The organism is Nonomuraea basaltis, assembly GCF_005893125.1.
GTDB classification, from domain to species: Bacteria; Actinomycetota; Actinomycetes; order Streptosporangiales; family Streptosporangiaceae; genus Nonomuraea; species Nonomuraea basaltis.
On record NZ_VCJS01000311.1, the window covers coordinates 1 to 11,697 of the forward strand.

At 66.7% G+C, this 11,697-nt stretch carries 10 protein-coding genes and 1 pseudogene; 6 read left to right on the top strand and 5 right to left on the bottom strand.

The features are described from left to right. Positions 1-129: 129 nt before the first annotated feature. The 4 genes and pseudogenes from EJK15_RS62590 to EJK15_RS62605 all read left to right on the top strand — a co-directional run. Positions 130-688 (top strand): annotated as a pseudogene (locus EJK15_RS62590) (ABC transporter ATP-binding protein); the annotation flags it as partial. Then, positions 685-1,569, top strand: a complete 885-nt coding sequence (locus EJK15_RS62595; protein ID WP_138719802.1) for an ABC transporter ATP-binding protein — start codon at positions 685-687, stop codon at positions 1,567-1,569. The pseudogene EJK15_RS62590 and the gene EJK15_RS62595, both read left to right, overlap by 4 nt. A 122-nt stretch (positions 1,570-1,691) precedes the next feature. Beyond that, complete coding sequence (locus EJK15_RS73795; protein WP_206062039.1) at positions 1,692-3,020, top strand: ABC transporter substrate-binding protein; 1,329 nt, start codon at positions 1,692-1,694, stop codon at positions 3,018-3,020. 95 nt (positions 3,021-3,115) lie between these two features. Beyond that, positions 3,116-4,348 (top strand): MalY/PatB family protein, encoded by a 1,233-nt coding sequence (locus EJK15_RS62605; RefSeq protein WP_138719803.1) that lies wholly within the window; start codon positions 3,116-3,118, stop codon positions 4,346-4,348. Positions 4,349-4,541: 193 nt separating this feature from the next. Here EJK15_RS62605 and EJK15_RS62610 read toward each other — a convergent pair whose 3' ends face one another. The 3 genes from EJK15_RS62610 to EJK15_RS62620 form a co-directional block, all read right to left on the bottom strand. Next, positions 4,542-6,071, bottom strand: coding sequence for a gamma-glutamyltransferase family protein (locus EJK15_RS62610; RefSeq protein WP_138719804.1), 1,530 nt, complete (start codon positions 6,069-6,071; stop codon positions 4,542-4,544). Positions 6,072-6,192: 121 nt separating this feature from the next. Continuing rightward, a complete protein-coding gene (locus tag EJK15_RS62615; RefSeq protein WP_138719805.1) occupies positions 6,193-6,972 on the bottom strand; it encodes an amino acid ABC transporter permease in 780 nt (259 codons plus the stop codon). Beyond that, the gene (locus tag EJK15_RS62620) at positions 6,969-7,805 is read right to left on the bottom strand and encodes an ABC transporter substrate-binding protein (RefSeq protein ID WP_138719806.1); all 837 of its coding nucleotides are present in this window, start codon (positions 7,803-7,805) and stop codon (positions 6,969-6,971) included. The genes EJK15_RS62615 and EJK15_RS62620 overlap by 4 nt, the downstream gene beginning before the upstream one ends. A 163-nt stretch (positions 7,806-7,968) precedes the next feature. Here EJK15_RS62620 and EJK15_RS62625 point away from each other — a divergent pair, with 163 nt between their 5' ends. Continuing rightward, positions 7,969-8,529: an MBL fold metallo-hydrolase gene (locus tag EJK15_RS62625; RefSeq protein ID WP_138719807.1), complete on the top strand. Its 561-nt coding sequence runs from the start codon at positions 7,969-7,971 to the stop codon at positions 8,527-8,529. Positions 8,530-8,577: 48 nt separating this feature from the next. Continuing rightward, positions 8,578-9,594, top strand: a complete 1,017-nt coding sequence (locus tag EJK15_RS62630; RefSeq protein WP_138719808.1) for a LacI family DNA-binding transcriptional regulator — start codon at positions 8,578-8,580, stop codon at positions 9,592-9,594. Positions 9,595-9,723: 129 nt separating this feature from the next. Here the strand turns inward: EJK15_RS62630 and EJK15_RS62635 are convergent, their stop codons facing one another. Together EJK15_RS62635 and EJK15_RS62640 are read right to left on the bottom strand one after the other, a co-directional pair. Continuing rightward, positions 9,724-11,247: a tannase/feruloyl esterase family alpha/beta hydrolase gene (locus tag EJK15_RS62635; RefSeq protein WP_171075293.1), complete on the bottom strand. Its 1,524-nt coding sequence runs from the start codon at positions 11,245-11,247 to the stop codon at positions 9,724-9,726. Beyond that, positions 11,244-11,697: CocE/NonD family hydrolase C-terminal non-catalytic domain-containing protein (locus tag EJK15_RS62640; RefSeq protein WP_276615578.1), on the bottom strand; the 454-nt coding region annotated here is incomplete at its 5' end. The genes EJK15_RS62640 and EJK15_RS62635, both read right to left, overlap by 4 nt.

Here is an 11,697-nt window from a genome sequence, read left to right on the forward strand (position 1 = left end):
CAAACGCTGGATCACCCGCTGGAAAGCCGCTCTCAACGCCTTCGCCATCACCTTCGAAGGCCGCCTGAACCCGACCACCCGATAGAACTAATTCAAGATCGAGTTACACCGTTTACTGGACAGGCCCAGAACATGCGGATGGGCGCCACAGGTCAGCGTGGCGAACGCTTGTGGGCCGCCGCGCTCCCCGCCCTGTGGCGGGCGCAGGAACGAGACATCACCGACCGGGCCCGAGACCTGCTCAAGCGGTTCAAGCTCGACGCCAAGGAGGAAGATTTCGCCGGGTCCCTGTCGGGCGGCCAGAGAAAGCTGCTCGAGATGGCGCGGGCGCTCATGGTCGAACCGAAGCTGGTCATGCTCGACGAACCCATGGCCGGCGTCAACCCAAGCGCTGAAGCAGTCCCTGCTCGGGCATGTGAAGTCGCTGCGGGATCAGGGAATGAGCGTCCTGTTCGTCGAACACGACATGGACATGGTGCGAGAGATCTCGGACTGGGTGGTCGTCATGTCCCAGGGCAAGGTAATCGCCGAGGGACCCCCCACATCCATCATGTCCGACGAACGTGTCATCGATGCCTACCTCGGAGCTCGCCACGACACCGACATCAGCGAGCTCGAACACGTGATCCAGGTCGAGCACGCGCACGACCACGCCGGGCAGATGGTCGACCGGGAGGTCCCGAGATGACTTCTGCCCATCACGGCCCATCGGACTCCCAGGTCACCGATCAGGGCGAGATCGTGGCTGAAACCGATCCCAACGTCCCAAAGATCGACCAGGCAGCGCAGGCAAGGCATCTGCAGGCGGCCGAGGGCGCAGCCCTTCGCGCCGACAATCTGATCGCCGGGTACCTCCCCGGAGTCAACATCTTGAATGGCGCCGATCTGTACTGCCAACCCGGCGAGTTGGTCGGCATCATCGGACCCAACGGCGCCGGCAAGTCGACACTGCTCAAAGCACTCTTCGGGCTGGTCAAGATCACCACCGGGACGGTTCGCCTGCGGGGCGAAGAGATCACGAACCAGCGCGCCGACGCACTGGTATCCCAAGGGATCGGCTTCGTACCGCAAACCAACAACATTTTCCCCTCGCTCACCATCGAGGAAAACCTGCAGATGGGGTGCTATCAGTCCCCCAAGAAGTTCGCTCCCCGGTTTGCGTTCGTGACCGATCTGTTCCCTGCGCTGGGCCAGCGCCGCAAGCAGCGGGCCGGACAATTGTCAGGCGGTGAGCGGCAGATGGTGGCTATGGGCCGGGCTCTGATGATGGAACCCTCCGTGTTGTTGCTCGACGAACCCTCAGCGGGCCTGTCCCCGGCGATGCAGGACGAGGTGTTCGTCCAGACCCGAGCCATCAACCGCACCGGTGTATCGGTCGTCATGGTCGAGCAGAACGCACGCCGCTGCCTGCAGATCTGCGACCGCGGGTACGTCCTCGACCAAGGACGCAACGCCTACACCGGGTCCGGCCAGTCGCTGGCCCGTGACCCGAGGGTGATCGAGCTGTATCTCGGCACCTTGACCAATGCCGCCCAGGCAGACAGCACACCTGCCGGCAGGCGGAACTAGGGCTACGACCACACATGTTGCCGGTCGATTCCTCCCATCGCGTCCGCTCCTGACATCCGCCACGACACAGCCGTGCACCACACCAATAGTTGCAACGGTCCTCACCCACACTTGGAGGTCCCATGCCGCTCCCCAGGCGCATCACCTGTATCGCCGTTTTGGTCTCCGCCGCGCTGGCAACGGCCGCTTGCGGTTCCAGCAGCAGCCCCACCGCAGCCGGCAGCGAGGCGCCAGCCACGCCAGCCACGGCGGGCACGGCGGGTACCCAGCTCTACTTCGTCGACGGCAACACCGCCGACTACTCCGGTGATTTCGAGCCGGGAACTCTCGACGGTGTGCGCGCCACCCTGCCCGGCGGCAAGATCGGCGACGAGTTCCGGCAGAGGATCCTCAAGATCAACAGCAAGGTGAAGGACTTCACCTACGCTCCGGAGGCCTACGACGCCACGATCCTCTCAGCCCTGGCTGCGGTCGCCGCCAAGAACGACTCCGGCAAGGCGATCGCCGAGAAGGAGATCGGCATCACCAGGGATGGGACGAAGTGCACCAGCTTCAAGCAGTGCGCCGGCCTACTCGCCGACGGAACGGACATCGACTACGACGGCGCCTCTGGCCCGATCGAGATGAACTCGACAGGAAGCCCGTCCGCGGCGACCGTCGGCATCTACCAATTCGGGCAGGACAACAACTACAAGAATGTCGGCTACGTCAACGGCACCACTCCGGACCAAGCCAACATCCGAGCCGACCAGAAGGTCAGCGGCCCAATCCCCAAGGGGGACGGCACCCTTACGTTCGGCACCCTGCTCCCTGCCACAGGGGACAGCTCCTTCCTCGGCGCTCCGCAGTTCGCCGGCGTGGACCTGGCCATTGACGAAATCAACAAGGCCGGGGGTGTGCTGGGCAAGGATGTGAAGCAGTTGAAGGGCGACTCCGGTGACGGGTCGCCGAACATTGCGCCATCCGAGACCGACAAACTGCTCCGCGGTGGTGCCGACGTCATCATCGGCGCCGCTTCCTCGTCGGTGTCGCTGTCGGTCATCGACAAGATCACCGGGGCCGGCGTCGTCCAGATATCGGCCGGAAACACCTCGACCGCATTCGACACCTACCCCGACCATGGCATGTACTTCCGCACGGCCCCCTCCGACGTCCTGCAGGGGCAGGTGATGGCCCAGACCATCAGCGAGGACGGTCACCGCAACATCGCAATCCTCGCCCGACAGGACGCCTACGGAGAGGCATTGGCGAAGAACGTCCGCTCCTTCTACGAGGAATCCGGCGGCAAAGTCGTCTCCTATGTCCTTTACGACGCGAACGCAGCCAACTACACGGCCGAGGTGGAGAAGGTGAAGGCCCAGGACCCGGACGCCATCGTGCTGATCTCGTTCGACGAGAGCAAGAAGATCGTCCCGGAACTCATCAAAGCCGGCATCGGCCAGAACGGCTGAGCCCGTACCCAGCCGGTGGTCGTGGCTCCGGATCCGCCCCGCAGCCACGACCACGCGGACTGCCGTGTCGCCCGTGGAGTGGAGAAGTTTTTCGCATGACCACCAGACCGCCAAAAGCCAGGCCTGCCGCCACCGCAGAGTACGGTGCCGACCCCGACTTTGACACGGTGTACGACCGCGTCACTTTCGGGTCAGCCAAATGGGCCAACCAATGGGACGAATTTTCACCGCGTGTCCGGGGCGAGGATCTTCTGTCGCTATGGACGGCCGACATGGACTTCCGGGCGCCGACGACCGTCATCGACCGTCTGCGCGCCGCTGCGGACCACGGTATCTACGGCTACACTCTGCGAGACCCGGAACACTTCCAGATCGTGCAGAACTGGTTCACTGTCAGGCACGGCTGGACACCACCGGTGGAAACGCTCCTCCCGGCCCCTGCGATCATGTCCTCGGTCGCAGCAATCTTGCGTACCTTCACCGCCCCTGGAGATGGGGTGATCGTCCAGTCACCGGTCTACTCGCCGAACTTCGAGGCCATTACCGGTAACCACCGGCGGCTGCTCGTGAACCGGCTCCGGCTCATCGACAACCGCTACGAGTTCGACCTCGACAACCTGGCCGAGCTGGCCGCATCCGGCGCGAAGGTGCTATTGCTCTGCAACCCCCACAATCCCTCGGGCCGGAGCTGGACGGCCGACGAGTTGCTCGCCGTGAACGGCATCTGTGCGCGCTACGACCTTCTGGTGATTTCCGATGAGATCCACTGCGACATCCGACTGAACGGTCGGCCCCACGTGGTCTACGCCTCGATCAGCAGCGACGCCGCCCGCCGAGCATTCATCTGCACTGCCCCCACGAAGACCTTCAACCTTGCCGGCCTGCCATCGGCCACACTCTCGGTTGCCGATCCATCCCTGCGCTCGGAACTGCTGAACGCCATGCGGGCATCGTTCATGATCAACGCGCACTACTTCGGTCGTCTCGCCTTAGAGACTGCCTACACCACGGGTGGTCCGTGGCTCGACCGGCTGACCGAATATCTCAAGGGCAACGTGGCCTTCGTGCACGAGTTCGTCCGAGAGCGGCTGCCCGAGATCACGCCGATGCCGCCGGACGCATCGTTCCTGGTCTGGCTGGAGGCCCGTGAGCTTGACGCTCGTGTGGGCGGGCTGCACCAGTTCCTTGTCGACCATGCGGCTGTCAATCTCTACGACGGCCGGGTCTACGGCCCCGGAGGAGAGGGGTACGTCCGACTCAACGTCGGCTGCCCCCGGAAGGTGCTGACTGAGGCGCTCGAACGCATCGATCATGCGCTATCACGATAGCGCTCCTCGACCTCACCGCCACGATTGACTGCCCGCAGCGGGACCAGCGGGCAGGTCCCCGCCGGCCGCGGTGTCGGCACCAGCGCGGACGATGCCGCCGCGGAGAGCTTCGACTGAACGCCGAGATCCAGCGATGACGGGCGATCACCTGCCACCGATCATGCCCTGTTAACTGACCCTGTCCCGCGTCACCTCAGGACATGTCGGCCTGGGGATCTTCCGGTATCAGCGAAACCACGGCCGAGGCGCCATCGCAGCGAGGATCGCTCCCTGCTGAGGTGGCACCCCCGACGACTTGCGCGTGGCCGACCCATTCTGACGCCGGCGGCAGCGGGATGATCGGCGAGCCGGACGCGGTCAGAGCTGCGATGGTCCGGGGGGAGAGATCCATCTCCGGGCTGATCGTGTCCTCCGGCTGGCCCGCTTCCATACCGCCGACGACCCAGCGGGGCGCGGCCACCGCGTCGGCGGGTTGTTCCCCGTCGAGCAGCCGTAGCAGCACTTGGGTGAGGATCTGCGGTTGGGCCTTGCCTCCCATCGTGCCCATCGACCAGGCCAGCCGTTCTTCCTGTGTGACCATGACCGGCATCAGCGTGTGTGCCGGACGCTTGCCCGGCGCGATGACGTTGGGCGAGGCGGCGTCGAGGGAGAAGAACGCTCCACGGTTGTGCATCACCATGCCGGTCGAGGGTTCGAGCAGCCCTGCGCCGAAACTGTGGAAGAGGCTCTGGATCAGCGAGACCGCGTGCCCTTCGCTGTCCGCGGTCACGACCGCGACCGTGTCGCCACTCGCCCTGCCGGTGATGGCCGGCCCGGCCGCTTGGTGGGAGGGGCCCAGCAGCAGGGCGTCCACGTCGACCTGCGCGAACCGGGGATCGGCCAGATGGCGGGTCCGGTCGGCGATGCCTCTGTGGAAGATCGCGGCCAGTTGTCCGGAGTCTTCCCCCTGCGGGTCCGTTCTCTCCAGTGCGCCCAGCGCCTGCAACAGCAGGAAGCCCTGTGTGTTGGGCGGGCTGGTGTACACGTCGAAACCCCGGAAGGCACGGTGGAGCGGATCGGACCGCTCGACCTCGTAGGCGGCCAGGTCGCCCAGGGCGATGGGGACCGCCAACGCCTGCAGGCCGGCGACCAGTCGCTCGCCCAGCCGCCCGCCGTACAACACCTCGGGGCCCTGAGCCGCGATCTCCGCGAGCGTCGCGGCCAAGGCCTCCTGGCGCAGGGTTTCGCCGACGCGTAGTGACCCGAAGACGGCCCGCATCCCGGGGTCGGCGACGATCAGATCTCCGGCCTCGGCTATGGCCGCTGCCAGGCCCGGAACGACGGGAGTGCCTTCCGCATGGCGTATGGCGGCGGCGAAGTGGTCGGGCCACGTCAGCGCGGCACCGGAGGCGTGCAGCGCGGCATAGCCTGCGACCGCGCCGGGGACGGTGATCGTGTCAGGCCCGGACACGGGCATCTGGCCGCCGGAACGCGATCTCAGCGCCGCCACGTCGATGCCGGCCGGAGCGGGGCCGCTGGCGTTGACGCAGGAGATCCTGCCGTCCGGCGATCTGATCAGAGCGATCAGATCGCCGCCGAGTCCGGTGTTGTGCGGATAGACGACGGTGAGGGTCACGGCGGCCGCGAGCGCGGCGTCTATGGCGTTGCCGCCGCGTGCGATCGCCTTCTTTGCCGCGGCGGTGGCGAGAACGTGCGGGCTGGCGATGGCGCAGTGATAGGTCATGGCACTTTCAGATGATCTTGGACAGGAACGATCGCGTACGTTCGTGGAGGGGATCGGTGAAGACCTGAGCGGGCGGGCCGGCTTACCAGGCCGACGCGGTCCTCGGCTCGGACGATCACGCTCATGGCGCCCCTGCCCGGACCACGGCACGCCCGCCGCCGAAGAGCCGCTGCCCTATCGTCGGAGGTCGCGATATCCCGGCCGATGCATTCAGCCGGCCCTCGATCCAAGCCTGGACGAACGACCACAAGGTGGTGAGCATCAGGTAGTACAGAGCCGCGACGATGAACACCTCGAACGTGCGGAATGTCGTGGAACTGATCGCCTGGGTGTTGAGGAACAGCTCGTCCACGCCGATCACACTCAAGATCGAGGTGGTCTTCATCATGGCGTTGAAGTTGTTTCCGAGCGGCGGGACGATGAAGCGCAGCGCCTGCGGCAGGATGATCCATCTCATCGCGGAGCGCGGTGTCATGCCGATGGCGAGCGCCGCCTCCGACTGCCCCTTCCCGACTGAGTCGATCCCCGCACGGATGATCTCCGCCATATAGGCGCTCTCGTTGATCGCCAGCGTGACCAGGGCGGCCTGGAACACGCCGGTGACGGTCACGCCGAGCAGGCTCACGTCGGAGAAGGAATAGAGCTCGGCCGCGGCCAGGCCGTTGTAGACGAGAACCAGTTGCACCAGCAGCGGGGTGCCGCGCAGGATCCAGATGTAGAACCCGGCCACCGCGGTGACCCAGCGGCGCTTGGATCGGCGCATCAGCGCCACGCCGAGCCCGATGATCACTGCCAGGAACTGGGCGAGGACAGAGATGTAGACGGTGCGCCAGAGCCCCTCGAGAAACGGCCCCGACGGGCGAAGGAGCGCGTCCCAGAAGAACGCCGGGTCGAAAGTCAAGGCTCCAGCCTGTCCACCTGGAGGTTCCACTTGGCCAGGACCTTGTCGTACGTCCCGTCTGCCCGGATCTCTTGCAGCGCCTTGGCCAGCGCGCTCTGCAGCGCGGAGTTGCCCTTGCGTACGGCGATGCCGGCCTTGATCTTGTCGAAGGACTCTCCCGCGAAGGCGAAGAGGCCGGGCTTCTGCCCCATGTAGTACGCGGCGGTCTCGCTCGTGGTCGCGTATGCCTGAGACCGGCCGAGCGCCAGCTCCTGCAGCGCGGCAATGTCCTGATCGAACCGGGTCAGCTTGATGGCCGGTTTGCCGGCCGCCTCGCACTTCTTGGACTGATCCTCGAGACGCGTGGCGGCCGTGGTGGAAATGAGCGTCGACGCGGTCAGCCCGCACAGGCTCTCGTCCAGCCCGGTGACGCGCCGGGGATTGTCCTTGGCCACGAGGATCGACTGCCCGGAGTACATATAGGGGACGAAGTCGACGACCCTTTCCCGCTCCGGCTTGATGTAGAGCTGGGACAGAATCGCATCGCACTGCTTGGCCACCAAGGTGGGGACGATGGAGGCGAACTTGGTGTTGCGCCATACCGCCGCCACACCGAGCCTGGCCGCGAGCGCCTCGCCGATCTCCACGTCGGCACCGATGGGCTTCTTGGCCTTGTCGTAGAACTCCAGCGGCGGGGCGGAGATGTCGGAACAGTAGACGATCTCCCCGTCCTTGATCACCGCGGGAGGCGCTACCATCGCCTTGCCGCCGGCTGGAGCGGCCTCCGTTTTCGCCGCCGTTCCGCATGCGGCCAATGACAGCGCGGCGGCCATCGCGAGTATGCGACCGTGCATTCCGTACCTCCACCCAGACGAGCTTGCGGGTGAGGGCCATTGAGGTTGATTAACGAATTAACCACAACCCCATACGGTAACAATCTCGTTGCATGGCCATAGAACGGCGATCGAATCGGTCGCTATCTTCCTCGCTGACAACGATTTCCGTATGCTGCCTGGCATGCCAGCATTCGTTCACGTCCTCACGGACGGATACGCCGACGAGCGGGTCGCCAGCACCGTGACGTTGATCCGGGAAGGCGACCTGATCGCCGTGGTCGATCCGGGCATGGTCGCCCACCGCCGGCTCATCCTGGACCCTCTCGCCGAGTTGGGCCTGCAACCCGAGCAGGTCACCGACGTGGTGTTCTCTCACCACCACCCGGATCACACGTTGAACGCCGCCCTGTTCCCTGAGGCTCGCTTCCACGACCACTGGGCGATCTACTCCGGCGACGAGTGGGTGGAGCGTGAGGCCGATGGTTTCGAGCTGTCGCCCTCGGTCCGGCTGTTGCGAACCCCGGGGCACACGGCGGAGGACATCACCACGGTGGCGGAGACCGATGAAGGGCTGGTCGTCGCCACGCATTTGTGGTGGAGTGCCGACGGGCCGGCCGACGACCCGCTGGCCGAGGACGGCCACGCGTTGAGACGATCGCGCGAGCGCGTGCTCGCCCTGCGTCCGAGCCTGATCATCCCTGGTCATGGCGGGTCATTCGTCCCGGTGGAGACGGCCGAATGACAGCCGGCGGGTACCTCCGCGAAACGCCTCGAGCGTACGATTGAGAAGGTGCCCCGAAAGCCCTCACCTGACGTGACCATGGCGGATGTGGCGCGCGTGGCCGGAGTGTCGATCGCGACCGTCTCCAACGCGCTCAAATCGGCCGGCCGCATGTCCCAGAGCACGCGTGACAACGTGTGGCGCGTGGCACGAGAGCTCGGCTACCTTCCTGATAAGACGCACACGAGAACGCTGGGCCTGGCCGTCACCACCGACCACCCCGCCTCATGGGGCTTCGCGGAAATCCCATATTTCTCCCAGGCCATCCAGTCCGCCACCGTTGTCGCACACGAACACGGCTACGGGCTCGTCGTGCAGCCCACCGCTCTCGGTCTGGAGCGGTGGGCCGTTCTGGCCGTCGACGGCATGCTGCTGATCGACAGCCCGAAGGGCGATCGGGTTCGCGCCGATCTGCTGATGCGCGGCGTGCCCGTCGTCCACATCGGGAGGCCGGTCAGCGCGGAGCCGTACGACATCTGGGTGGACAACGATGTCGAAGGCGCGGTGCGCGGCGTGCTGGACCATCTGTCGCAGGCCGGTGCACAGCGGATCGCCCTACTCGGCGGCGACACCACCGACTACTACATCCAGGCCTGCATGGCAACGTACCGTCAGTGGTGTGCCGAGCGGGGAGAGCCCGCCCTGCTCGAACTCATGAGACGCAAGAATCCGGCCCCTGCCGTCGCCCGCCTCCTGTCCCGGGACGATCCTCCTGACGCCATCTTCGGTCCGTACGACCGATGCGGGCACGCCGTGCTGTCGGCCGCCTGTGGCCATGGCCTGCGGATTCCCGAAGACCTCCTCGTGGCCTGTGCGAGCGAGTCCAGTGCCTACGAGACGACAACACCGCCGGTCACCACGCTGTCCCTCGATCCCGTCGGAGCGACCAGAATCGCCACGGAACTCCTCATCCAACTCGTCGAAGGAGAAACGCCTGCGGTGTCAGGAGGCGTGGTCCATCACACTCGCCTGCTGGCCCGAACGTCGACCCTCCGGCATCTGTCCACAGCGTCTCTGATCGGCTAAGTGGCCTTCGCTGGAAGTTCCTCGGGGGTTACGCCGGCCAGGACCGGGTGAGGCCAGATGGGCACCTGGCCGCGCCCTGGTCGGCGTGTCTTCCGGAGATCGACCTGGGCGCGGGCGGCCGTGGCGGGATCAGCAGGCGAAGGGATTGAGTGCGCGAGTCATCGCGACGCCGTCGGCCGGGTTGTCGTTGACGTACTTCGTCGCGACGATCTCGGCCGGTGCAGCGCCCTGCTCGACCCAGCGCACGATCGGCGTCAAGGTGTCGAAGATGTTCGGGCCGGGGCCGCGGCCGCAGTGGGTCATGCCGGGGAACAGGAAAAGCCGCGCGAACTCCCGGGTCTCGCGCTCACGCCCGCCGGAGGTGACACGCACCACCTTGCGGTAGTAGTCGATGGTGTCGTGGGCGGAGACGACCGGATCGGCCCAGCCGGTGTACATGAGGAGCTTGCCGCCGCTACGCCGGAACGGCTTCAGGTCGGGGTTGGTCGCGTTGATGAGCGGTCCGAGCTTCCTCTCGGCGAGACGCAGGTCGCGGTGGAAGTCGAAGGTCCACCAGTTCCAGTTCGGGTCGTTGAAGACCCAGTGGCGCCAGAAGTTCGCGCGGGCCGGCTGGGTGGTGCCCCAGTAGCCGCTCCATCCGGTCAGCACCCGGCCGGCCGCGTCGATCACGGGCGCTTCGCTGCCGACCGGCCAGCCGGGGTAGACCTGCCTGCCGGTACGCGGGTCGCGAGCCCCGCCGTACATCTCGCGTACGGCCCTGACCTGGCGCTTGGTCAGGCACGTGGGGGCGTCGCCGACCGGGCACTGGAGCGTGGCGGGGTCGAAGGAGCAGCGGCGCGGGTCGGTGAGGAAGCCGTCGGTGGCCAGGCCGCCGTCCCTGCCCCGGCACTGCCTGACGGCCGCGTTCGTCAGCAGCGGCAACTTGGCCGCGGGGATGATCGGCTCGGTGTCGTTGCCGGGGGTGTGGTTGCGGAGGAACTGCCAGAGGAATCCGGCGTTGAGCGCGACGCGGTTGTTGCCTGGAGCGCCGGCCACGATCCCGTCGAAGTCGTCGGGGTAGCGCTGGGCCTCCATCAGTGCCTGGTGGCCGCCGGTGGAGCAGCCGATGAAGTAGGAGTAGCGCGGCTTGGCCCCGGTGTGCTGCTCGGCGATCAGCTTGGCGTTGACGATCGTCTCGTGCACGGCGCGGTGGCCCCAGTCCACGATGATCTCTGAGTTGGCCGCGCCCTGCACGAACACGTCCGGGTCGTCGCCGGTGTGGCCGGTGTCGGTGCCGACGGTCGCGTACCCGGCCGCCAGCGTCGGCCCGCCCATGGAGACGAAGTCCATGGCCGAGCTGTATCCGCCGTTGCCGAACATCAGCATCCGCTGGTTCCACTGCTCCGGAATCCACACCTCGAACCCGATGGCGGAGCCCGGCACCGGCTTGGCGGTGCCGTGGACGCGGCAGAACGCGGGCACGGACGGCAGCACGCGGCCGTCGGGAGCGGTGTATCCGCCGGCCGGAACCGATTCGGCGATGGTGATCGTGGTGTGCGGCAGGGCCACGGCGATCAGGCTCTCGCACGTGCTGTCGGCGGTGGCGGGCGCCTGCGGGGAAAGCCCGATCGGCAGGACGGCGATCGCGGCGAGGAGTCTCCTGAGCGGGCTCACCTCGGATCCTTCCAGGTGGTGAGGCGGAGCTCGGTGCCGCCGCGGCCCACGCGCAGGTGGACCTGGCCGGCCGGGGCGTCGGAGTCGATCTCTGGGTGGTCGTCGCTGGAGACGGTGACGCGCAGCCTGTGGCCGGCGCTCAGCCGGTAGTGGGTGGGCCAGGTGCGGAGCTCCAGGTCGTACGTCTTGCCGGGGCGGACGGGGACGGCGCGGTCGTGGCCGAAGCGGTGACCGGCCTTGAGCCAGCCCTGGGTGATGCGGGCGGCCGTGCCGTCAGGGGCGACGTCCTCGGCGACGATGGCGATGTTGCCGTCGGCGGCGGTGAAGGAGGCGCGTACCTTCGCCGTGATGTCTCCGGCGAGGACGAGATCCTGCTGGTAGGGCGGGGTCTGGAAGGTCAGCCGCTCGTCCGGGGCGGCGGCGGCCGGGTCGGTGTTGACGGTGAAGCGG

Bases quoted from the DNA above. Each gene is read 5' to 3' on its own strand.
- EJK15_RS62595 (WP_138719802.1), top strand. From the start codon at position 685: ATGACTTCTGCCCATCACGGCCCATCGGACTCCCAGGTCACCGATCAG.
- EJK15_RS73795 (WP_206062039.1), top strand. From the start codon at position 1,692: ATGCCGCTCCCCAGGCGCATCACCTGTATCGCCGTTTTGGTCTCCGCC.
- EJK15_RS62605 (WP_138719803.1), top strand. From the start codon at position 3,116: ATGACCACCAGACCGCCAAAAGCCAGGCCTGCCGCCACCGCAGAGTAC.
- EJK15_RS62610 (WP_138719804.1), bottom strand. From the start codon at position 6,071: ATGACCTATCACTGCGCCATCGCCAGCCCGCACGTTCTCGCCACCGCC.
- EJK15_RS62620 (WP_138719806.1), bottom strand. From the start codon at position 7,805: ATGCACGGTCGCATACTCGCGATGGCCGCCGCGCTGTCATTGGCCGCA.
- EJK15_RS62625 (WP_138719807.1), top strand. From the start codon at position 7,969: ATGCCAGCATTCGTTCACGTCCTCACGGACGGATACGCCGACGAGCGG.